The organism is Pseudomonas sp. A214 (assembly GCF_900156295.1).
In the GTDB taxonomy this organism is placed as follows: domain Bacteria; phylum Pseudomonadota; class Gammaproteobacteria; order Pseudomonadales; family Pseudomonadaceae; genus Aquipseudomonas; species Aquipseudomonas rhizophila.
Genome location: NZ_LT707062.1, coordinates 1,852,008 through 1,872,959 on the forward strand (window position 1 = coordinate 1,852,008; position 20,952 = coordinate 1,872,959).

General features: G+C 59.7%; 21 protein-coding genes. 14 read left to right on the forward strand and 7 right to left on the reverse strand.

The genetic code is table 11. From position 1 onward, the window contains the following. The first annotated feature begins 117 nt into the window (after positions 1 to 117). From BW979_RS08385 to BW979_RS08395, 3 genes are all read left to right on the forward strand, one after another. Positions 118 to 597: an Lrp/AsnC family transcriptional regulator gene (locus BW979_RS08385; protein WP_076383599.1), complete on the forward strand. Its 480-nt coding sequence runs from the start codon at positions 118 to 120 to the stop codon at positions 595 to 597. 129 nt (positions 598 to 726) lie between these two features. Continuing rightward, positions 727 to 2,214 carry an NAD-dependent succinate-semialdehyde dehydrogenase gene (locus tag BW979_RS08390; RefSeq protein ID WP_076383600.1) on the forward strand — a complete coding sequence of 496 codons (1,488 nt, stop codon included), beginning with the start codon at positions 727 to 729 and terminating at the stop codon, positions 2,212 to 2,214. Continuing rightward, positions 2,211 to 3,596 (forward strand): aspartate aminotransferase family protein, encoded by a 1,386-nt coding sequence (locus BW979_RS08395; RefSeq protein ID WP_076383601.1) that lies wholly within the window; start codon positions 2,211 to 2,213, stop codon positions 3,594 to 3,596. The genes BW979_RS08390 and BW979_RS08395 overlap by 4 nt, the downstream gene beginning before the upstream one ends. Before the next feature lie 242 nt (positions 3,597 to 3,838). Here BW979_RS08395 and BW979_RS08400 read toward each other — a convergent pair whose 3' ends face one another. Then, the gene (locus BW979_RS08400) at positions 3,839 to 4,276 is read right to left on the reverse strand and encodes a YhcB family protein (protein ID WP_047228581.1); all 438 of its coding nucleotides are present in this window, start codon (positions 4,274 to 4,276) and stop codon (positions 3,839 to 3,841) included. Positions 4,277 to 4,424: 148 nt separating this feature from the next. On the opposite strand from BW979_RS08400, the gene BW979_RS08405 reads away from it, so the two are divergent. The 3 genes from BW979_RS08405 (at position 4,425) to zapE (ending at position 7,629) form a co-directional block, all read left to right on the forward strand. After that, positions 4,425 to 5,054: an alpha/beta hydrolase gene (locus BW979_RS08405; protein ID WP_047228580.1), complete on the forward strand. Its 630-nt coding sequence runs from the start codon at positions 4,425 to 4,427 to the stop codon at positions 5,052 to 5,054. A 24-nt stretch (positions 5,055 to 5,078) separates the two neighbouring features. After that, complete coding sequence (locus tag BW979_RS08410) at positions 5,079 to 6,434, forward strand: tryptophan--tRNA ligase (protein ID WP_076383602.1); 1,356 nt, start codon at positions 5,079 to 5,081, stop codon at positions 6,432 to 6,434. Between the two features lie 100 nt (positions 6,435 to 6,534). Then, positions 6,535 to 7,629 (forward strand): cell division protein ZapE, encoded by a 1,095-nt coding sequence (gene zapE / locus BW979_RS08415; protein ID WP_047228578.1) that lies wholly within the window; start codon positions 6,535 to 6,537, stop codon positions 7,627 to 7,629. 190 nt (positions 7,630 to 7,819) lie between these two features. On the opposite strand, the gene BW979_RS08420 is transcribed toward zapE, so the two are convergent. Then, positions 7,820 to 8,716 (reverse strand): GlxA family transcriptional regulator, encoded by an 897-nt coding sequence (locus BW979_RS08420; protein WP_172833813.1) that lies wholly within the window; start codon positions 8,714 to 8,716, stop codon positions 7,820 to 7,822. Between the two features lie 245 nt (positions 8,717 to 8,961). On the opposite strand from BW979_RS08420, the gene BW979_RS08425 reads away from it, so the two are divergent. Beyond that, positions 8,962 to 10,098 (forward strand): acyl-CoA dehydrogenase family protein, encoded by a 1,137-nt coding sequence (locus BW979_RS08425; RefSeq protein WP_047228576.1) that lies wholly within the window; start codon positions 8,962 to 8,964, stop codon positions 10,096 to 10,098. 133 nt (positions 10,099 to 10,231) lie between these two features. Here the strand turns inward: BW979_RS08425 and BW979_RS08430 are convergent, their stop codons facing one another. Further along, positions 10,232 to 11,272 (reverse strand): NADP(H)-dependent aldo-keto reductase, encoded by a 1,041-nt coding sequence (locus tag BW979_RS08430; protein WP_047228575.1) that lies wholly within the window; start codon positions 11,270 to 11,272, stop codon positions 10,232 to 10,234. A gap of 245 nt (positions 11,273 to 11,517) precedes the next feature. Here BW979_RS08430 and rplM point away from each other — a divergent pair, with 245 nt between their 5' ends. The 7 genes from rplM (at position 11,518) to BW979_RS08465 (ending at position 16,393) form a co-directional block, all read left to right on the forward strand. Continuing rightward, positions 11,518 to 11,946, forward strand: coding sequence for a 50S ribosomal protein L13 (rplM, locus tag BW979_RS08435; protein ID WP_003205365.1), 429 nt, complete (start codon positions 11,518 to 11,520; stop codon positions 11,944 to 11,946). 14 nt (positions 11,947 to 11,960) lie between these two features. Next, positions 11,961 to 12,353, forward strand: coding sequence for a 30S ribosomal protein S9 (rpsI, locus tag BW979_RS08440; protein WP_003205364.1), 393 nt, complete (start codon positions 11,961 to 11,963; stop codon positions 12,351 to 12,353). A 256-nt stretch (positions 12,354 to 12,609) separates the two neighbouring features. Next, entirely contained in the window at positions 12,610 to 13,203 is a 594-nt protein-coding gene (gene petA / locus BW979_RS08445; RefSeq protein ID WP_047228574.1) for a ubiquinol-cytochrome c reductase iron-sulfur subunit, read from the forward strand. Then, the gene (locus BW979_RS08450; RefSeq protein WP_047228573.1) at positions 13,203 to 14,414 is read left to right on the forward strand and encodes a cytochrome b; all 1,212 of its coding nucleotides are present in this window, start codon (positions 13,203 to 13,205) and stop codon (positions 14,412 to 14,414) included. The genes petA and BW979_RS08450 overlap by 1 nt, the downstream gene beginning before the upstream one ends. Next, positions 14,414 to 15,196, forward strand: coding sequence for a cytochrome c1 (locus tag BW979_RS08455; protein WP_047228572.1), 783 nt, complete (start codon positions 14,414 to 14,416; stop codon positions 15,194 to 15,196). Before BW979_RS08450 ends, BW979_RS08455 begins: the two co-directional genes overlap by 1 nt. Before the next feature lie 149 nt (positions 15,197 to 15,345). Continuing rightward, positions 15,346 to 15,963, forward strand: coding sequence for a glutathione S-transferase N-terminal domain-containing protein (locus tag BW979_RS08460; protein ID WP_047228571.1), 618 nt, complete (start codon positions 15,346 to 15,348; stop codon positions 15,961 to 15,963). Positions 15,964 to 15,979: 16 nt separating this feature from the next. Then, a complete protein-coding gene (locus tag BW979_RS08465; protein WP_047228570.1) occupies positions 15,980 to 16,393 on the forward strand; it encodes a ClpXP protease specificity-enhancing factor in 414 nt (137 codons plus the stop codon). Positions 16,394 to 17,449: 1,056 nt separating this feature from the next. Here the strand turns inward: BW979_RS08465 and BW979_RS08475 are convergent. The 4 genes from BW979_RS08475 to BW979_RS08490 form a co-directional block, all read right to left on the reverse strand. Beyond that, positions 17,450 to 18,028: a BON domain-containing protein gene (locus tag BW979_RS08475; protein WP_076383605.1), complete on the reverse strand. Its 579-nt coding sequence runs from the start codon at positions 18,026 to 18,028 to the stop codon at positions 17,450 to 17,452. After that, positions 18,025 to 18,618, reverse strand: coding sequence for a phosphoheptose isomerase (locus tag BW979_RS08480; RefSeq protein WP_007928463.1), 594 nt, complete (start codon positions 18,616 to 18,618; stop codon positions 18,025 to 18,027). Before BW979_RS08480 ends, BW979_RS08475 begins: the two co-directional genes overlap by 4 nt. Before the next feature lie 111 nt (positions 18,619 to 18,729). Continuing rightward, complete coding sequence (locus BW979_RS08485) at positions 18,730 to 19,092, reverse strand: YraN family protein (protein ID WP_047228808.1); 363 nt, start codon at positions 19,090 to 19,092, stop codon at positions 18,730 to 18,732. Beyond that, positions 19,092 to 20,903, reverse strand: a complete 1,812-nt coding sequence (locus tag BW979_RS08490) for a penicillin-binding protein activator (RefSeq protein ID WP_076383606.1) — start codon at positions 20,901 to 20,903, stop codon at positions 19,092 to 19,094. The genes BW979_RS08485 and BW979_RS08490 overlap by 1 nt, the downstream gene beginning before the upstream one ends. Positions 20,904 to 20,952: the final 49 nt, after the last annotated feature.

A 20,952-nucleotide genomic window follows, 5' to 3' on the forward strand; every position in this document is an offset into this window, starting at 1 on the left:
GGTATGGCAGACAGATTGAGTCAGTAACTTGGGGGCTGCTTCGCAACCCAGCGGGGATAAATCCCCTCGCCACAATTGATGTATGCCTTGAGTTTTTAATCACCGGGAGCCCGGCCCATGCACAAGCTCGACCGCTATGACCTCAAGATCCTGCAGATCCTCGCGGAGGATGGACGGATCACCAAGTCGAGTCTGGCCGAGGCGATCAACCTTTCGGTGACGCCGGCCTGGGAGCGGGTGCGCAAGCTGGAAATGGCAGGGCTGATCACCGGCTATCGGGCGCAGATCGACTGGGGCGCGGTGTTCAAGCGTCAACAGGTGCTAGTGGAAATCACCCTGGCCCGACACACCGCCCAGGACATGCGTCGCTTCGAGCAGCGCATGGCCACCGCCCCGCAAGTCGCGTTCTGTTACGCCACCGGCGGCGGGGTGGATTACCTGGCGATGATCCAGTCTCCGGATATCGATCACTACCAGCGCTTTGTCGATCAACTGCTGCTCGAAGACCTCGGCATCGAGCGCTATTTCACCTACATCGTCACCAAAACCATCAAGACCGGCGGCGCCTTGCCGGCGGAGCTGGCACCGTCAACCTGAGCACCGCAGAAATCACTTTTACAGCCCCTTGTTTCAGAAAAAACCAAGCAATGACCTACGGCAAACACCCGATTATCCAAGTGCCGCTGCCCTAGCATGGTTTCACGCACACGGTCTGGAGTGAACGTCATGACTTATCAACATCCGCTGCTGTTCAAAGCGCTTTGCTACATCGACGGCCAGTGGGTCCACAGCGACAGCGGCCAGAGCATTGCCGTGCACAACCCCGCCACCCGCACGGTGATCGGCCATGTGCCGATGCTCGATCAGCCGCAGATTGTCGCGGCGGTGGACGCGGCCCAGCAAGCATTCCCCGCGTGGCGTGAACAGAGCCTGGATGCCCGGGGCGAGATTCTACGACGCTGGGCGGCGTTGATCGTCGAACACAGTGAAGACCTGGCGCGCATCCTCAGCCTGGAGCAGGGCAAATCCCTGGCCGAATCCCGCGGCGAAATCGCCTATGCCGCAAGCTTCATTCCCTGGTTCGCCGAAGAAGCCCGGCGCTTGTACGGGCAGAATATCCCCAGCCACATTCCCAACGCCCACCTGGGCACCCTCAAGGAACCGGTGGGCGTCTGCGCGCTGCTCACGCCGTGGAATTTTCCGTCGGCGATGATCACCCGCAAGGCCGCCGCTGCCCTGGCTGCCGGTTGCACCGTGGTCATCAAACCGGCCCACGAAACGCCGTACTCGGCTTTGGCCTTGGCGCAATTGGCCGAGGAGGCGGGTTTTCCTGCCGGGGTCTTCAACGTGGTGTTGGGTGAGCCGCAGATGACCATGGAAACCCTGGTCAAGGATCGCCGTGTCCGCTCAGTGAGTTTCACCGGCTCGACTCGGGTCGGCAAACTGGTGCTGCAAGCCGCCGCCCATGATGTGAAGAAAGTCGCCCTGGAGTTGGGCGGCAACGCGCCTTTCATTGTCTGCGCCGATGCTGACCTGGCGCTGGCGGTAAAAGTCGCCGTGGAGGCGAAGTTCCAGACCTCGGGCCAGGATTGCTGCGCGGCGAACCGGATCATGGTCCAGCGCCCGGTTTATCAGGCGTTCCTCAGCCGTTTCGCCGCGGCGGTTCGGGCGTTGCGGGTCGGCCCGGCCATGGTCGATCAGCAGGAGCAGGATGTGGATATTGGCCCGTTGATGCACCAGGCTGCATTCGACGTAACTGCCGACCGGGTCGCCGATGCGCTGGCCCTTGGCGCCCAGCGCCTGGTCGGTGGCGAGGCCCATGCCTTGGGCGGCTTGTTCTACCAGCCAACGGTGCTGGCTGATGTCACGCCGCAGATGCGCATCTACCGCGAAGAAAATTTCGCGCCCATCGCCGGGGTGATGCCGTTCGACACCCTGGATGAAGCCATCGAAATGGCCAACGACACCGAATACGGTCTGGCAGCCTATATTTGCTCCAACCGCCTGGACCTCATTTATCCACTGATTCGCCGTCTCGACCACGCCATGGTCGCGGTCAACGGCGTCAAGTTCACCGGCCATCCGATCCCCTTCGGTGGCATGAAAGCCTCGGGCCTTGGTCGCGAGGGTGGCAGCGAGGGCTTCGAGCCCTTCGTCGAAACCAAATACTTTTGCCTGCACCATCAAGGCCAGTTCCCAGGAGAATCCGCATGAGCCAGGAATTCAACACGCTGTTCGAACAAGACCGTGCGCATTTCATGCACCCCTCGACCCACGCCCACGACCACGCCAGCGGTGCGCTCAAGGGCCGGATCATCAAGAGCGCAGCGGGCATCCGCATTCGCGACCATGAAGGCCGTGACTTCATCGACGCCTTTGCCGGCCTCTACTGCGTGAACATCGGCTACGGCCGCACCGAAGTGGCCGATGCCATCTACAAGCAGGCCAAGGAACTGGCCTACTACCACACCTACGTCGGCCACTCGAGCGAGGCGATCATCGAACTGTCCAGTCGCATCATGGACTGGGCACCGGAAGGGATGAAGAAGGTCTACTACGGCCTGTCCGGTTCCGATGCCAACGAAACCCAGGTCAAACTGGTGCGTTACTACAACAACGTGCTGGGCCGGCCGCAGAAGAAGAAAATCATCTCTCGCGATCGTGGCTACCATGGTTCGGGCATCATGACCGGCAGCCTGACTGGGCTGGCGACCTTCCACCAGCATTTCGACCTGCCGGTGGAAGGGGTCAAGCACACCGTGTGCCCCCATTGGTATCGCAAGGCCCCGGCGGGCATGGACGAAGGCACGTTCGTACGCTACTGCGCCGATGAGCTGGAAAAAATGATCCTGGCTGAAGGGCCGGACACCGTGGCGGCGTTCATTGGTGAGCCTTTGATGGGCACGGGCGGAATCATTGTTCCGCCGGCCGGTTATTGGGACGCGATCCAGGCGGTGCTGAAAAAGTATGACGTGTTGCTGATTGCCGATGAAGTGGTCTGCGCCTTCGGTCGCCTGGGCTCGAAGATGGGCAGCCAGCGCTACGGCATGAAGCCGGACCTGATAACCACCGCCAAAGGCCTGACCAGCGCGTATGCACCGTTGTCGGCGGTGATCATCGGGGAAAAGGTCTGGAGTGTGATTGAAAAAGCCTCCCAGACCGAAGGCGCCATGGGGCACGGCTGGACCTATTCAGGGCATCCGATCTGCGCGGCGGCGGCACTGGCCAACCTCGACATTCTCGAGCGGGAAAACCTCACCGCCAACGCCGAGGATGTCGGCGGCTACCTGAACCGCCGGCTGCGTGAGAGCTTCGAAGGCCATCCGCTGGTGGGTGAAGTGCGCGGTGATGGCATGCTTGCGGCGGTGGAGTTCATGGCTGATCGCGAGCAGCGCAGCGCTTTTGATCCGGCGCTGAAAGTCGGCCCCAGGGTCTCGGCCGCTTGCCTGGAACGCGGCATGATCGCCCGCGCCATGCCCCACGGCGACATCCTGGGCTTCGCCCCGCCGCTGATCCTGACCCGCGAAGAGGCGGACCTGATCGTCGACATCACCAAAGGGGCTATCGATCAGGTGGCGGGTGAAGTGTTGGGGTGAGGGCAGGGTGGCGCAGAACCTGTGACACCAGCTCCCACAGGAGATGGGTGCGGGCACAGACTTTGTGAACACCCCAATCAAAACTGTGGGAGCGAGCTTGCTCGCGAAAGCGGTGTGTCTGAAACGGTGATGCTGGATGTGCCGCCGACATCGCGAGCAGGCTCGCTCCCACAAGGCGTCGGAGTCAAAAAAAAGCCCGCCCGATCATGCGATCGGGCGGGCTTTTGGGTGCCGCTTGGAGATTACTTCTTCAAACCGTAATGCTCATCGAGCATGCCGGGTGAATTGGGGGCCTTGGGGGCGTAGTCCCGGGGCGGTTCCTGAACCTCTTTTGGCGGGGTCAGGCGTTCCCGTGGCGTCTGCGCCGCATCAGCGTGCAGGGCGGCCAGCAGGCGTTGGCGAGTCTGCTCGTCGAGGGCCAGGCGATTGGCACCCTCGGACAAATGATCCTGGACGTCCTGGTAGCTCTGAGTGAGTTTTTTCACCAGAGAAGCGGTGCTGTTGAAGTGAGTGACCACTTCATTCTGATAACTGTCGAAACGTTCCTGAATGTCGTCCAGCTGACGTTGCGTGCTGTTAGGCACCGCATTGGGCAGCAGTCGGGCAAGCAGGAATCCAATGGCGACACCGGCAACCAGGGCAAGAGTCGGCAACAGCCAAACTAAGAGCGAGTGTTCCACGAGTCCTTCCTCTATAAACGGCTTTGCTTTACGTTAACGGCTCGGACCTGCGCTGTATACCGCGAAGAACATCGCAATCATGCCAGGCACAGACTTTTAGCTAGACGAGTCGACCCTATTCGGGGTCACGGAGTTCTTTCCCTTGCTTATGCGCGAAACCCCTGTAGTCATTGATGGCCCCGTGGGCCAACTGGAAGCCTTGTACCTGGACAGCGAAGCGCCCCGTGGCCTGGCGCTGATCTGCCACCCCAACCCGGTGCAGGGCGGGACCATGCTCAACAAAGTCGTCTCGACCTTGCAACGCACTGCCCGTGATGCTGGCCTGGTTACGTTGCGTTTCAATTATCGCGGGGTCGGCGCCAGTGCCGGCAGCCATGACATGGGCACCGGCGAAGTCGACGACGCCCAGGCTGCAGCCGATTGGTTGCGGGAAAAATACCCGCAACTGCCGCTCACCCTGTTCGGTTTCTCGTTTGGCGGCTTCGTTGCCGCAAGCCTTGGCGGACGTCTGGAAGCCCAGGGCCAGCCACCCAAGCACCTGTTCATGGTGGCCCCGGCGGTGATGCGCCTGGACGCGCAATCGCCCTTGCCGATGAGCGGCGAGTTGACCGTGATCCAGCCGGAAACCGACGAAGTGGTCGACCCCCAGCTGGTTTACCAATGGTCGGACGCGCTCCAGCGCCCCCATGAGCTGCTGAAAGTGGCAGAATGCGGGCACTTTTTCCATGGCAAGCTGACCGATCTCAAGGATCTGCTCCTGCCGCGCCTCTCGAATTGACAGCAGTCTGACAAGCGATAACCCATGACGACTCGTACCCGCATCCTGACCGGCATCACCACCACCGGCACCCCGCACCTGGGCAACTACGCCGGCGCTATCCGTCCGGCGATCCTCGCCAGCCGCGACAGCAACGCCGATTCGTTCTATTTCCTGGCCGACTACCACGCCTTGATCAAATGCGATGACCCGTTGCGCATCCAGCGCTCGCGCCTGGAAATCGCAGCGACCTGGCTTGCCGGTGGCCTGGACGTGGACCGCGTGACCTTCTATCGCCAGTCCGACATTCCCGAAATTCCGGAACTGACCTGGCTGCTGACCTGCGTCGCCGCCAAGGGGCTGCTCAATCGCGCCCACGCCTACAAGGCGTCGGTGGACAAAAACGTCGAGGCCGGCGAAGACCCGGACGCCGGCATCACCATGGGGCTGTACAGCTACCCGGTGCTGATGGCCGCGGACATCCTGATGTTCAACGCCCACAAGGTGCCGGTCGGTCGCGACCAGATCCAGCACGTGGAAATGGCCCGCGACATCGGCCAGCGCTTCAACCATCTGTTCGGCCAGGGCAAGGAGTTTTTCACCATGCCCGAGGCGCTGATCGAGGAGAGCGTCGCCACCCTGCCGGGCCTTGATGGCCGCAAGATGTCCAAGAGCTACGACAACACCATCCCGTTGTTCAGCAGCGCCAAGGACATGAAGGACGCGATCTCGCGGATCGTCACCGACTCCCGCGCACCGGGCGAAGCCAAGGATCCGGACAACTCCCACCTGTTCACCTTGTTCCAGGCCTTCGCCACGTCAGCGCAGTCCGACGAGTTCCGCAGCGAACTGCTGCAGGGCCTGGGTTGGGGCGAAGCCAAGAACCGCCTGTTCCAATTGCTCGACAGTGAACTGGGCGAGTCCCGCGAACGTTATCACCAGTTGATCGAACGCCCGGCGGACCTTGAAGACATCCTGCAACTGGGTGCGAAAAAAGCCCGGGCCGTGGCCACACCGTTCCTCAACGAACTGCGCGAAGCCGTCGGCCTGCGTTCGTTTGTCAGCCAGGTTCAGGTGGCGACCAGCACGAAAAAGAAAGTGGCCAAAGCCGCACGTTTTGTGAGCTTTCGCGAAGACGACGGCAGTTTCCGCTTCCGTCTGCTGGCCGCCGATGGCGAGCAATTGGTGTTGTCGCGCAATTTTGCCGATGGCAAGACCGCGGGCCAGGTCACCAAGCAACTGCAAGCCGGCCAGCCACTGGACGTGCGCAGCGACGAGCTGAGCTTCAGTGTCTGGCTTGACGGCGCCTGTGTGGCCGACAGTCCGGCCTTTGCGGACAGCGCCGCTCGGGATGCTGCCATCGAGGCTTTGCGCGTGGCCCTGACGCCAGTTCAGGACTGAACCGGGGCTATTCCGACCATCGGCTCGAATAAGGGCCGATTGCCATTCCCGCGGGCCGTCGCTACAGTGACGGCCCGTTTTTGTTGCCTTGCTAACGAATATGACGCCCCTAGAACGATATCAAGCTGATCTGAAACGCCCGGAGTTCTTTCACGACGCAGCCCAGGAAACGGCAGTGCGGCATTTGCAGCGCCTGTACGACGATCTGGTCGCCGCGTCGAACAACAAGCCGGGCTTGTTGGGCAAACTGTTCGGCAAGAAGGATCAGGTCCCGGTCAAGGGCCTGTATTTCTGGGGCGGTGTCGGCCGTGGCAAAACCTACCTGGTCGACACCTTCTTCGAGGCGTTGCCGTTCAAGGAGAAGACACGGACGCACTTCCACCGCTTCATGAAGCGTGTGCATGAAGAAATGAAGACGCTGGGCGGCGAGAAGAATCCGCTGACCATCATCGCCAAGCGGTTCTCCGACGAGACCCGGGTGATCTGCTTCGATGAGTTTTTCGTTTCCGACATCACCGACGCCATGATTCTCGGCACCTTGATGGAGGAGTTGTTCAAGAACGGCGTGACTTTGGTCGCCACCTCGAACATCGTGCCGGACGGCCTTTACAAGGACGGCCTGCAACGCGCGCGCTTCCTGCCGGCCATTGCGCTGATCAAGGAACACACCGATATCGTCAACGTCGACAGCGGGGTGGACTATCGCCTGCGTCACCTGGAGCAGGCGGAGCTGTTTCACTTCCCCCTGGACGCCGCAGCTGAAGAAAGCCTGCGCAAGAGCTTCCGGGCCCTGACGCCGGAATGCACCCAGGCGGTCGAAAATGATGTGTTGGTTATCGAGAATCGCCAGATCCGCGCCGTGCGGACTTGCGATGACGTAGCCTGGTTCGACTTTCGTGAACTGTGCGATGGCCCTCGTAGCCAGAACGACTACATCGAGCTGGGCAAGATCTTCCACGCGGTACTGCTCAGCAACGTGGAGCAAATGAGCGTCACCACCGACGACATTGCCCGCCGGTTCATCAACATGGTCGACGAGTTCTACGACCGTAACGTGAAGCTGATCATTTCGGCCGAAGTCGAACTCAAGGATCTCTACACCGGCGGTCGCCTGACCTTTGAGTTCCAGCGAACCTTGAGTCGTTTGCTGGAAATGCAATCACACGAATTCCTGGCGCGGGCGCATAAGCCGTAATCCGGTTCGGATAAAAAAAGGCCTGCAATTGCAGGCCTTTTTTGCGCGTGCGAGCTCAACGGCGCACCGCATAACCCTGTGGGAGCGAGCCTGCTCGCGATAGCGGCGTATCAGTCAACATCTATGCTGGCTGCCACACCGCTATCGCGAGCAGGCTCGCTCCCACATTGGACTGTATTCAACCCTTGATTCACGCCGCCTGCTGAAATTGCTGTCGATACTGGTTCGGCGATAACTCGGTATGTTGGCGGAACAGCCGTGCGAAGAAGCTCGCATCGTCGTAGCCGACTTCATAGCTGATGGTCTTGATGCTTTTGCGGCTGCCGGACAACAAGCCCTTGGCGGTTTCTATACGCAGCCGTTGCAGGTAATGCAGCGGTTTGTCTCCCGTGGCGGTCTGGAAGCGGCGCATGAAGTTGCGGATGCTCATACCGTGCTCCCGAGCGACGTCCTCAAAGCGGAACTTGTCGGCGAAGTGTTCTTCGAGCCAGTGCTGGATCTGCAGGATGATCACATCCTGATGCAGTTTCTGGCCCCCGAAACCGATTCTTCCCGGTGAGTAGCTGCGCTGCACTTCATAGAGAATGTCTCGTGCCACGGCCTGGGCCACGTTGGCGCCGCAGAACCGTTCGATGAGGTAGATATAGAGGTCGCAGGCCGAGGTCGTGCCGCCGGCGCAGAACAGGTTGTCGGCGTCGGTCAGGTGCTTGTCCTGGTTGAGGTGGACCTGGGGGAAGCGCTCCTTGAAGGCGTTGAAGAACCGCCAGTACGTGGTGGCTTCCTTGCCATCGAGCAGCCCGGCCTCGGCCAGCCAGAACACCCCGGTCGCCTCGCCGCAGAGCACTGCGCCACGGGCATGCTGTTCCCGCAGCCAGGGCAGGACCTGCGGGTAACGTTGGCAGAGGGTGCCGAAATCATCCCAAAAAGCCGGGAGGATGATCACATCGGTATTTTCCAGGCCGCCGTCCACCGGCATGATCACGTCGCTGAAGCTGTTCACCGGTTTGCCGTCGGGACTGACCAGCCGGGTTTCGAACGCCGGTGTCAGGCCGTGGCCCAGTTGTTTGCCGTAGCGCAGGCTGGCCAGGTGGAAAAAATCCTTGGCTTGCATGAGGGTGGAAGCGAAAACCCGGTCGATAGCCAGGATGCTGACGCGCCGCAAAGGCGTGGAGACGTGTTTGGACATAATTGATCTTTATTTTTATAGGGGAAAGTGGTCACCAGACGGCTGGATCGTCTTATTTTTTGTCGGATGTGTCCAGTGTCCTGTCATCCCCCGCAGGCTTAGGCTCTGTTGGATAACCCCATCGAACAATAATGCAAAGGTGTCCCATGATCCCCAGAACCCTGTTCAGTTCCGAACACGAACTGTTTCGCGACAGCGTACGAACCTTCCTCGAAAAAGAAGCGGTGCCGTACCACAGCCAGTGGGAAAAGCAGGGGCATGTGGATCGTCAGCTGTGGAACAAGGCGGGGGAGGCGGGGATGTTGTGCTCGCATCTGCCAGAGGCTTATGGCGGGCTGGATGCCGATTTTCTCTACAGCACCGTGGTGATTGAAGAAATCGGAAGATTGGGGCTGACGGGCATTGGCTTCTCGCTGCACTCCGACATCGTTGCGCCCTACATCCTGCACTACGGCAGTGAAGCGCTGAAACACAAGTACCTGCCCAAACTGGTGTCTGGTGAGATGGTCACGGCCATCGCTATGACCGAGCCGGGCGCCGGTTCCGACCTGCAAGGCGTGAAGACCACGGCGGTGCTGGAGGGTGATGAGTACATCATCAACGGCTCGAAGACCTTTATCACCAACGGCTTTCTGGCCGATCTGGTGATTGTGGTTGCCAAGACCGATCCGAAAGCAGGCGCCAAGGGCACCAGTCTGTTCCTGGTGGAAGCGGGCACACCTGGCTTCGAAAAAGGCAAGCGCCTGGAGAAGGTCGGGATGAAGGCTCAGGACACTTCGGAGCTGTTTTTCCAGGATGTTCGCGTGCCCAAGGAAAACCTGCTGGGGCAGGCCGGGATGGGCTTTGCCTACCTGATGCAGGAACTGCCCCAGGAACGCCTGACGGTGGCTATTGGTGGCCTGGCGTCGGCCGAAGCGGCGCTGCAATGGACGCTGGACTACACCCGCGAGCGCAAGGCTTTCGGTAAATCCATCGCGGACTTCCAGAACACCCGGTTCAAACTGGCGGAAATGGCGACCGAGATCCAGATCGGTCGGGTCTTCGTCGACCGCTGCCTGGAACTGCATCTGCAAGGCAAGCTCGACGTGCCGACGGCGGCGATGGCCAAGTACTGGGGCACCGACCTGCAGTGCAAGGTGCTCGACGAATGCGTGCAGCTGCATGGCGGCTACGGGTTCATGTGGGAATACCCGGTCGCCCGGGCGTGGGCCGACGCGCGGGTGCAGCGCATCTATGCTGGGACCAATGAAATCATGAAGGAAATTATTGCGCGGTCGCTTTGATGTCGTAGTGACTGTTAGACCGCTATCGCGAGCAGGCTCGCTCCCACATGGGCTCTGTGTCGATCACAATGTTGTGGTCAGACATAAATCCAATGTGGGAGCGAGCCTGCTCGCGATGGGGGCTATGAACTGATCAAGGCGCCGGGTTCGGCTGATCCTTGTGAATCGCCTCGATCCCCGCCAGCACTTCATCGGACAGCTTCAGGTCGAAGCTGGCGATGTTGCTGTCCAGTTGCTCCAGCGTGGTGGCGCCAATGATGTTGCTGGTCACGAATGGTTGTCGGGTAACGAAGGCCAGGGCCATCTGTGCCGGGTCCAGGCCGTGTTCCCGCGCCAGGGCCACATAACGGCTGCACGCGGCTTCCGATTGTGGATTGAAATAGCGCATGAAGCGGCTGTAGAGCGTCAGGCGGCCCTTGGCTGGCCGTGCGCCGCCTTCATACTTGCCCGACAGGAAACCGAACGCTAATGGCGAGTAAGCCAGCAGGCCACACTGTTCGCGGATGGCGATTTCCGAAAGCCCGATCTCGAAACTGCGGTTGAGCAGGTTGTAGGGGTTCTGGATCGACACTGCCCGCGGCCAGCCACGGGCTTCGGCCAGGGCGAGGAACTTCATGGTGCCCCACGGCGTTTCGTTGGACAGGCCGATGTGGCGGATCTTGCCGGCCCGGACCTGCTCGTCCAGGGCCTCGAGGGTTTCCTCCAGCGGGGTGAAATCTTCGTCGGCCTTGTGCTGGTAGCCCAACTGGCCGAAGAAATTGGTGCTGCGTTCCGGCCAGTGCAGTTGGTAGAGATCGATCCAGTCGGTCTGCAGGCGCTTGAGGCTGGCGTCCACCGCTTCGACGATATGGCGGCGGTTGTGCTTGAGGTTTTTGTCGCGGATGTAGTCGATGGTGTTGCCGGGGCCCGCGATCTTGCTCGCCAGGATCCAGTCGGCACGGTCGCCGCGGCTCTTGAAGTAATTGCCGATGTAGCGCTCGGTGGTGGCGTAGGTCTCGGCCTTGGGCGGTACCGGATACATCTCGGCGGTGTCGATGAAATTGATCCCGGCACCCTTGGCGCGTTCGATCTGGGCGAAGGCCTCGGCCTCGCTGTTCTGCTCACCCCAGGTCATGGTTCCGAGGCACAGGGCGCTCACGTTTAGATCGGTACGGCCTAGCTGGCGATAATCCATCGGGAACTCCTTGGGCAAAACAATCATAAAAGCAGGTTGAATTATTTTTCGCAATCTGCATAATTGCGCACCTCTTTCTGCAGTGGAAGTGATGCGCCGCCGCCGAAGAATCTTGCCGTTGAACGGACGCGCCGACCCGAGCCCCCGAAAGCGTCTGTATCCGGCTGCCTTTGACTTGTCAAAGTACGCACTATTCAGTAAGATCCGCCGTCTAATTTACAGGGCGGCCCCTGAGGCTATAAAGAATGAAAACTTTTACTGCTAAACCGGAAACAGTAAAGCGCGACTGGTTTGTCGTCGACGCTGCTGGTCAGACCCTGGGTCGTCTGGCCACCGAAATCGCGAGCCGTCTGCGTGGCAAGCACAAGCCTGAGTACACCCCTCACGTCGACACCGGTGACTACATCGTCGTCATCAACGCTGAGCAAGTACGTGTTACTGGCGCTAAAACCACTGACAAAATGTACTACTCCCACTCCGGTTTTCCTGGCGGCATCAAGTCGATCAACTTCGAAAAGCTGATCGCCAAAGCCCCTGAGCGCGTGATCGAGACCGCGGTTAAAGGCATGCTGCCTAAAAACCCACTGGGTCGCGACATGTATCGTAAGCTGAAGGTTTATGCGGGCGCTGCTCACCCTCATACTGCTCAGCAGCCCCAAGAACTGAAGTTTTAACGGAATAGTTCATTATGTCGGCGACTCAAAATTACGGCACTGGCCGTCGCAAGACTGCAACCGCACGCGTTTTCCTGCGTCCGGGCACTGGTAACATCTCCATCAACAACCGCTCCCTGGATAACTTCTTCGGCCGCGAAACTGCCCGCATGGTAGTTCGTCAGCCGCTGGAACTGACCGAGACCGTCGAAAAATTCGACATCTACGTCACTGTTATCGGTGGTGGTGTAAGTGGTCAGGCTGGCGCAATCCGCCACGGCATCACTCGCGCCCTGATGGATTACGACGAAACTCTGCGCGGTGCACTGCGCAAAGCCGGCTTCGTAACTCGCGATGCTCGTGAAGTTGAACGTAAGAAAGTCGGTCTGCGTAAAGCGCGTAAGCGTCCGCAGTACTCGAAGCGTTAATTTCGCTTTCGCGTTCAAAAGGCGCCCAGTTCCTCACGGAGCTGGGCGTTTTTTTATGCGCGAAAGATTTATGCTGTGACAACTTGCCACATCCGTGAAGCCCCTATACTACAAGGCTTGGCGGTTGGGTCGCTTGGTAATTACCTTGTCAGAACTGGGGCTTTTCATTACCATTCGGCAAAATTTTTATAAGTTCAGATTTTTACTTAGTAGACGCCTGATTTAACAGGCCACAAAGCTGATGGGAGAGGACTGAATGAGCAATGACGGCGTGAATGCAGGCCGGCGTCGCTTCCTGGTAGCAGCCACATCCGTGGTGGGTGCTGCAGGAGCGGTGGGGGCTGCGGTCCCGTTCGTGGGGTCATGGTTTCCCAGTGCCAAGGCGAAAGCCGCAGGTGCACCGGTGAAAGTGGATGTCAGCAAGATCGAGCCAGGCCAGCAGATGATTGCTGAGTGGCGCGGTCAGCCGGTGTTCATCGTCCGCCGTACAGAGGAAATCCTGGGGAATCTGAAAAAGATCGAGGGCCAGTTGTCTGACCCTACCTCCAAGAACTCGACGCAACCGACCTATGTCGATCCGGAGACACGCTCGATCAAGCCGCAAGTCCTGCTGCTGATCGGGATTTGTACGCACCTGGGTTGCTCGCCAACGTTCCGTCCTGAGGTAGCCCCTGCCGACTTGGGCAAGGACTGGGTCGGTGGTTATTTCTGCCCTTGCCACGGCTCCCATTACGACCTGGCGGGTCGCGTCTACAAATCGCAGCCTGCACCTCTGAACCTGCCAGTTCCCCCGCATTCCTATGAGACCGACGACATCATTGTCGTTGGCGTCGATACGGAGACAGCGTGATGAGCAAATTCATGGATTGGGTTGATGCGCGCTTTCCCGCGACCAAAATGTGGGAAGACCATCTCAGCAAGTATTACGCTCCGAAAAACTTCAACTTCTTCTACTTCTTTGGCTCCTTGGCATTGCTCGTTCTGGTCAACCAGATCGTCACCGGTGTCTGGCTGACCATGAGTTACACCCCTTCGGCGGAAGAAGCGTTTGCCTCCGTCGAATACATCATGCGTGACGTCGAGTACGGCTCGATCCTGCGTCTGCTGCACTCCACCGGCGCTTCGGCGTTCTTCATCGTGGTTTACCTGCATATGTTCCGTGGTCTGCTCTACGGTTCGTATCAGAAGCCTCGTGAGCTGGTGTGGGTCTTCGGCATGCTGATCTACCTGGCGCTCATGGCGGAAGCCTTCATGGGCTATCTGCTGCCGTGGGGCCAGATGTCCTACTGGGGCGCCCAGGTGATCATCTCGCTGTTCGGTGCAATCCCGGTCATCGGTGATGACCTGACCCAGTGGATTCGCGGTGACTACCTGATCTCGGGCATTACCCTGAACCGCTTCTTCGCCTTGCATGTGGTGGCCCTGCCGATCGTGATCCTCGGTCTGGTGGTGCTGCACATCCTGGCGCTGCACGAAGTCGGCTCGAACAACCCCGATGGCGTGGACATCAAGAAGTACAAGGACGAAAACGGTGTACCGCTGGACGGCATCGCCTTCCACCCGTACTACACCGTCAAAGATATCGTCGGCGTGGTAGTGTTCCTGTTCATCTTCTGCTCCATCGTGTTCTTCTTCCCAGAGATGGGTGGTTACTTCCTCGAGAAGCCTAACTTCGAGCAGGCGAACGCCTTCAAGACCCCTGAGCACATTGCTCCGGTCTGGTACTTCACGCCGTTCTACGCGATTTTGCGGGCGGTTCCAGACAAGCTGCTGGGCGTCATCGCCATGGGTGCGGCGATCGCCGTGCTGTTCGTCCTGCCGTGGCTGGACCGCAGTCCGGTCAAGTCGATGCGCTACAAAGGCTGGCTGAGCAAAATCTGGCTCTGGGTGTTCTGCATCTCGTTCGTGATCCTGGGTGTGCTGGGCGTACTCGCTCCAACGCCGGGCCGGACACTGCTGTCGCAGGTCTGCACCTTCCTGTACTTCGCCTACTTCATTCTGATGCCGTTCTACACCAGGCTCGAGAAGACCAAACCGGTTCCGGAAAGGGTGACTGGCTGATGAAAAAGCTATTTTCTGTACTGATTCTTGCTGCTATGCCTGTACTGTCCTTTGCGTCCGCATCCGGTGGTCCTGAGCTGGAAAAAGTCGACATCGACGTTTCCGACAAAGCTGCCATGCAGGATGGCGCGCGTACGTTCGCCAACTACTGCATGGGCTGCCACAGCGCCAAGTTCCAGCGTTACGAGCGCGTAGCTGATGACCTGGGCATTCCCCATGAGTTGATGCTCGAGAAGCTGGTGTTCACTGGCGCCAAGCTGGGCGATCACATGAACATCGGCATGCAGCCGGCAGACGCCAAGACCTGGTTCGGGGCTGCACCGCCCGACCTGACCCTGGTGGCACGCGTGCGTGGCACCGACTGGCTCTACGGTTACCTGCGTTCGTTCTATGAAGATCCTGCGCGTCCTTGGGGCGTGAACAACAAGGTCTTCCCGAACGTCGGCATGCCAAACGTTCTGGTCGGCCTGCAGGGTCGCCAGGTGGTAGGCTGCAAACAGGTTCAAATCGTCGAGGACGGCAAGAAGCAATACGATCCGCTGACCGGCACCGCTTTGACTCACGAAGCCTGCGACCAGTTGACCGTGTTGCCTAACACCGGCAGCCTGACTGAAGAGCAGTTCGACGAGAAGGTCAAGAATCTGGTGACCTTCCTGGCCTACTCGGCCAACCCGGTGAAGCTGGAGCATCAGCGCATCGGTACTTATGTGTTGCTGTATTTGGCGTTCTTCTTCGTATTCGCTTACCTGCTCAAGCGCGAATACTGGAAAGACGTGCATTGATAAAGCTGTAAACCGTTGCTGTTAATCGTGCGCGCCCAAGGGCGTCTCTGGATGTAACGAACCTGGTCCGCCAGGTGTTACGGGAGGCGCCCTTTGGGCGCGCTCGTTTTTCCGTTTTTCGATAATTTCAACAAGCGAGGAGGATCGCCATGGGCGTGACCAATCGGTTGGCCTGTTACTCCGACCCCGCCGACCACTACTCCCACCGGGTACGTATCGTACTGGCAGAGAAGGGTGTCAGCGCCGAGATCATTTACGTCGAAGCGGGCCGTCAGCCGCCGAAGCTGATCGAAGTGAACCCTTACGGCAGCCTGCCCACGCTGGTCGATCGTGACCTGGCATTGTGGGAGTCGACAGTGGTGATGGAATACCTGGATGAGCGTTATCCGCATCCGCCTTTACTGCCGGTATATCCTGTTGCGCGGGCCAACAGCCGTTTGCTGATCCATCGCATCCAGCGTGACTGGTGCGGGTTGGTGGACCTGATCCTGGATTCACGAACCAAAGAACCTGCGCGGGTCGTGGCGCGCAAAGAATTGCGTGAAAGCCTGACTGGCGTATCGCCGCTGTTCATCGACAAGCCATTCTTCCTCAGTGAGGAACAAAGCCTGGTGGATTGCTGCCTATTGCCAATACTCTGGCGTTTGCCGATTCTGGGTATTGAACTGCCGCGGCCTGCCAAGCCGTTGCTTGATTATATGGAGCGCCAATTTGCGCGTGAGGCATTCCAGGCGAGTCTGTCTGGTGTCGAACGTGACATGCGCTAAGGCTTAGGGAGCCGCTATGAACTCCAGTCGACCTTATCTGGTCCGCGCGCTCTATGAGTGGATTGTGGACAACGATTGCACCCCGCACATGCTGGTCAACGCCGAGTATCCATCGGTGCAGGTGCCGCAGGGTTTTGCCAACGATGGGCAAATTGTCTTGAACGTATCACCGGCCGCCGTGCGTCACCTGCACATGGACAATGACGCGGTCAGTTTCGAGGGACGCTTCGGGGGGGTGCCACACACCCTGTACGTGCCTATCGCCTCGATCCTGGGGATTTATGCCCGGGAGAATGGTCAGGGTATGGTGTTCGAGCTGGAATCGCCGTTGGATGGCGAAGAAGAGTTCGAGGCTGATGATGACCTGCCGCCACCGGATGACGAGCCGCCGCGTCCTAGCGGGCGGCCTAGTTTGAAAGTGGTGAAATAGCTGGCAGACATGTGCCACAAGGCCATGTAGCCACAGGTTGTGTGAAGGCCTGGCAAGTTGGTTTAGAGAATGCCTGTGTCGCGAGATGCGGGCATTTTTTTTGTGTCGTTGGTGGGTGTGTATATCCGTTTCTGCGGTAACGGCTACTTATGGTTCCGCTCTTACAGCGGCTCACTTTTGAGAAGCGCAAAAGTAAGCAAAACGCTTCTGCCCCACCACTCGGTGCCTCGCCTAGGCTCGGCATGCCCGAACGCAGGCATTGCTCCGTGGGCCCGCCGCGAAGGGCCATCCATGGCCCAGCGCGGCTATCCCGGCATCCATGCCGGGATGCCCACTGCGCAATGCCTGCGTTCGGCCAGCGTGGTTTAACGGGGCGTCGAGATCAAGATCAAAAGCAGAGCAAGAGCAAGAGCAAGAGCAAGAGCAAGAGTGGGGTAGATGCCAGTATCTATTTAGCTGAACTACCGCTATCGCGAGCAGGCTCGCTCCCACATTGATTTGTGGGGGCTCACACATCTGCAAGCGACACAAAAACCTGTGGGAGCGAGCCTGCTCGCGATGACGCCGGTACATCCAAGCATCACTGCAAACTGACCCTCCACTTTCGCGAGCAAGCTCGCTCCCACAGGGGAAACCCGTTCGCTCCAGAACAGGCCGGCTGTCAGGCCGCCTCGTTTTTGATTTTGATCTGGGGCGCCCCGTTAACCACGCTGGCCGAACGCAGGTATTGCGTAGTGGGCACCTCGGCATGGATGCCGAGGTAGCCGCGCTGGGCCATGGATGGCCCTTCGCGGCGGGCCCACGGAGCAATGCCGGAGTGGGGGCATGCCGAGCCTAGGCGAGGCACCGAGTGGTGGGGCAAAGCGCTTTTGGTTACTTTTGGCGCTCTTCCAAAAGTGACCCGCTGTAAGAGCGGAACCATAAGCAGCCGTTACCGCAGCAACGGATATACACACCGATCAAACCTCCCCCCCCCCAAAAAAAAATGAAGCCAAAAAAACGGCGCTTTCCGTCTCGGAAGAAGCGCCGTTTTTCTTGAGTACCTGAAGTTCAGTATCAGTCAATGTACTCAAACAACTTGACGATCTTCTGCACCCCGGAAACCCCTTGCACCAGAGTGGTCGCCTGCGCAGCCTCCTGCTTGGTCAGCAGCCCCAGCAGATAGACGATGCCATTCTCAGTCACGACCTTGATGCGCGAGCCGGGAATGCTGGCGTCGGTGAGCATCTGCGTCTTGATCTTGGTAGTCAGCCAGGCATCGTTCTGACGCGCCAGCAACGAGGAAGGTGGCAGGACCTGCAGTTCGTTGTGCACGGTCTTGACCCGCTGCACGGCGCTTGCAGCCTGTTCGGCCTTGGCCTTGAGGTCCGCGCGTGGGGTCTGGCCTGCCAGCAGCACGACACCGTTGAAGCTGGTGACGACGATGTGCGAGTTGTTGTCCAGGTCCGGGTCGGCCTTGGCGATGTTCACGCCTGCCTTGGTTTCGATCAACGAATCGTCGATCTTGCTGCCGAAGGTGCGGGTGCCGCGGTCGTCTTCAATCGGCTTTTCCCGGCTGGCGTTAACCACCGATGTGCAGCCGCTGATGCCGAGGCACAGGGTCAGGGCCAGAAGGCCTAGGCGATTAGGGGTCATTCTTCACTCCCGAACAGTTGGCTGTCGATCAAGTCGCAAAGACAATGAATCGCCAGCAGGTGGACTTCCTGAATGCGTGCAGTGACATTGGCCGGTACGCGAATCTCGACGTCCTCAGGCAACAGCAGTGACGCCATGCCGCCGCCATCGCGACCGGTCAATGCTACGACAATCATTTCGCGATCATGTGCGGCCTGGATCGCCTGAATAATATTGGCCGAGTTGCCGCTGGTGGAGATCGCCAGCAACACATCGCCGGGCTGGCCCAGGGCGCGGATCTGTTTGGAGAACACTTCGTTGTAGCTGTAGTCGTTGGCGATCGAGGTGATCGTCGAGCTGTCGGTGGTCAATGCAATGGCCGGCAGGCTGGGGCGCTCGCGCTCGAAGCGGTTGAGCAGCTCCGATGAGAAATGCTGGGCGTCGCCGGCAGAACCGCCATTGCCGCACGAAAGCATTTTGCCTTCGTTGAGCAGGGCGTTGACCATCACTTGGCTGGCTTGCTCGATGTGCGGTGCAAGTACGTCCATCGCCTGTTGCTTGGTGTCGATACTGGCCTGAAAAAGCTGGCGAATTCGCGATTGCATGTCCATCTGTGTGACCTTAAGTAGCGCGGCTTATCGGCACAAGCATGTGCGGCGCGCAAAGCAAAGAGCAAAAATTGGGTGAAGGTGTCCGGCTCGGCTCGTCATGGGTGTTGACGTTCAACTGTCGAAGGCATTCTGCAACCAGTTCAACTGATCGGCGTTGCTGTCGATGGCAACCACGTCGAAGCGGCAGGGATGATCGGCCCAGCGAGACTCGATTTGCAGGAAATACTGCGCGGCGAAAACCAGCTTCTGGCGCTTGCGTGCATCGATGCTGTCGAGCGCGCCACCCCATTGAGTATTTTTTCTGTAGCGGACTTCGACGAATACTACTGTATCGCCGTCAAGCATGACCAGATCAAGCTCGCCACGTTTACACAGCCAGTTCTTCGCCAGCAGCCGCAGACCTTGTTGCTGAAGATGCGCGAGAGCCTGGCTCTCGGCATCCCGTCCGCTTTGCTGGCGAGATCGGTCAGGCATCAGCGCTGAGTGTCTGGCAGGCGCTGCACCTGACCGTTGACGAATTCGGCCCACGGCAGTTGACGTTGCACGCGCTGGGACTGCGACACTGCCAGGCTGCCCGACAACCCCTCGATGCGGGTGTCCGGTAATGTCTTTAGCTGACCCAGGCGCGGAGCCAGACGATAGGCATCTGCTCCCATCGCGTACAACCGACCCAGGCTACCGCCGGCCTGGGGCCACTGGGCGGTGACCTGCTTGCGCAGCGGGTCGTTGGCATCGAGCAGCCACGGGGTTTCGCAGAAGCGCACGCCGCTCATGTCGTTGTACTGATTCTCGTCGCCACTGGCGCTGAACACATGCGAGGTGGCGTACACAGGTACGTCGCCGGCGTACTGGAAGTTCAGGGTCGGCTTGATCTGCTGGGCCTGTTGCGGGGTCGAGGCCAGGAACAGGAATTCGATGTCCTGGCGACGGGACGGCTGGGCCGCGACGGCGGTGTCGACTGTGCTTTGCAGGCGCTTGGCGCGACCTTCGCTCTGGCGCAGATGGAACATGTCGGCAATCTGCTGGGCCAGTTGTACGGGTTGATCGATACGTTCGACAGCGATGATGGTGCCGCCATTGGCCTGCCAGTCCTCGCTGAAGGCTTTGAGGACGCGATCGCCCCATTCACCTTTTGGCACCATGACGGCGGCACGATGCAGGCCGTCAGTACGGGCGCGACGCGATACTTCGCGGGCTTCGTCTTCCGCGGCCAGGCCAAACTGGAACAGCTGGGCCGGGCCTTGCTCGCCTTCGCTGTAATTGAGCGCGAGGGTCGTGATCGGCAGTTGCGGGCGGGTGCTGAGCTGCTTGACCAAAGGTTTTTCCAGCGGGCCGACCACCAGTTGCACGCCGTCGGCCTGCGCCTTGCGATAGAAGTCATCCAGGGAGGTCAGGCGCGAGCTGTCATAAAACTGAATGCTCGGCGGGTTCTGCCCGGCTTGTTGGGCCTGATAGTGGGCAGCCATGAAACCTTCGCGCAGAGCTCTGGCGACCGAGGACAGCGGGCCATCCTGGGGCAGCAGCAAGGCGATCTTGCTCAGGGGCTGGCTCGCCAGTTCCTTGAGCTTGACCAGCGGCGTCGGCAACTGGAGCGCGGCCGGGTGCTTGGGGTTCTGCTCGCGCCAGCTGTCGATAGCCGCCTGTTGCTGTTCCAGCGTACCGGCAGTTTTTACAGCCTGGGCCAAACTCAGCCAGCCACCCAGGTCGTCGGTGGTGGTCGGTTGCAGTTGATCGGTGGGCAGCGAGGCGATCAACGACCAGATCGCCTCGTGGTTTTTCGCCGCCGCTTCGTTTTCAAGCAGGGGCGCAATGAAGATCCGTTCCTTGGCGGCGGCCAGGGTCTGGCCATCGGCCTCGAGGGCGCGGGCGTGGACGGTGCCGGTACGGACCTGCTGTTCCACCGGTAGCTCGCCCAGGTGCTGCAGGCTCGGGTGGCTCAGGGCGCTCAGCGCTGCTTTGGGTTGATTGCGCGTCATTGCCAGTTCGGCCGCCAGAGTGCTGGCGAAAATCTGCTGGCCGGGCTTGAGTTGCTCCATCGGCACCTGTTGCAGGATCTGCGCGGACTGGCCGGCATTGCCCTGGCGGTAGGCCAGGTCTGCTGCACTCAGGCGCAACAGGGCGGCTTTTTCCGGGGTTTTGCTTTGAGTGGCCTGTTCGAGCAACTGCTCGATACTGGCATCCGGGGTCCGTGGAAGTTCGCCAAGGCTGGAGGAGGGCGAGCTGGCGCAGGCCGCCAGAAGGGCAGCGAGGCAGAGGGCGGAGAGCAGCCGCAGGCAAGCGATCATGTAAATGTTCCTGATACGAGATCAAATTAGCGTCGAATTGTACCCAAGC

Bases quoted from the DNA above. Each gene is read 5' to 3' on its own strand.
- BW979_RS08385 (WP_076383599.1), top strand. From the start codon at position 118: ATGCACAAGCTCGACCGCTATGACCTCAAGATCCTGCAGATCCTCGCG.
- BW979_RS08390 (WP_076383600.1), top strand. From the start codon at position 727: ATGACTTATCAACATCCGCTGCTGTTCAAAGCGCTTTGCTACATCGAC.
- BW979_RS08395 (WP_076383601.1), top strand. From the start codon at position 2,211: ATGAGCCAGGAATTCAACACGCTGTTCGAACAAGACCGTGCGCATTTC.
- BW979_RS08405 (WP_047228580.1), top strand. From the start codon at position 4,425: ATGCGCGAAACCCCTGTAGTCATTGATGGCCCCGTGGGCCAACTGGAA.
- BW979_RS08410 (WP_076383602.1), top strand. From the start codon at position 5,079: ATGACGACTCGTACCCGCATCCTGACCGGCATCACCACCACCGGCACC.
- zapE (WP_047228578.1), top strand. From the start codon at position 6,535: ATGACGCCCCTAGAACGATATCAAGCTGATCTGAAACGCCCGGAGTTC.
- BW979_RS08425 (WP_047228576.1), top strand. From the start codon at position 8,962: ATGATCCCCAGAACCCTGTTCAGTTCCGAACACGAACTGTTTCGCGAC.
- BW979_RS08430 (WP_047228575.1), bottom strand. From the start codon at position 11,272: ATGGATTATCGCCAGCTAGGCCGTACCGATCTAAACGTGAGCGCCCTG.
- rplM (WP_003205365.1), top strand. From the start codon at position 11,518: ATGAAAACTTTTACTGCTAAACCGGAAACAGTAAAGCGCGACTGGTTT.
- rpsI (WP_003205364.1), top strand. From the start codon at position 11,961: ATGTCGGCGACTCAAAATTACGGCACTGGCCGTCGCAAGACTGCAACC.
- petA (WP_047228574.1), top strand. From the start codon at position 12,610: ATGAGCAATGACGGCGTGAATGCAGGCCGGCGTCGCTTCCTGGTAGCA.
- BW979_RS08450 (WP_047228573.1), top strand. From the start codon at position 13,203: ATGAGCAAATTCATGGATTGGGTTGATGCGCGCTTTCCCGCGACCAAA.
- BW979_RS08455 (WP_047228572.1), top strand. From the start codon at position 14,414: ATGAAAAAGCTATTTTCTGTACTGATTCTTGCTGCTATGCCTGTACTG.
- BW979_RS08460 (WP_047228571.1), top strand. From the start codon at position 15,346: ATGGGCGTGACCAATCGGTTGGCCTGTTACTCCGACCCCGCCGACCAC.
- BW979_RS08465 (WP_047228570.1), top strand. From the start codon at position 15,980: ATGAACTCCAGTCGACCTTATCTGGTCCGCGCGCTCTATGAGTGGATT.
- BW979_RS08475 (WP_076383605.1), bottom strand. From the start codon at position 18,028: ATGACCCCTAATCGCCTAGGCCTTCTGGCCCTGACCCTGTGCCTCGGC.
- BW979_RS08480 (WP_007928463.1), bottom strand. From the start codon at position 18,618: ATGGACATGCAATCGCGAATTCGCCAGCTTTTTCAGGCCAGTATCGAC.
- BW979_RS08485 (WP_047228808.1), bottom strand. From the start codon at position 19,092: ATGCCTGACCGATCTCGCCAGCAAAGCGGACGGGATGCCGAGAGCCAG.
- BW979_RS08490 (WP_076383606.1), bottom strand. From the start codon at position 20,903: ATGATCGCTTGCCTGCGGCTGCTCTCCGCCCTCTGCCTCGCTGCCCTT.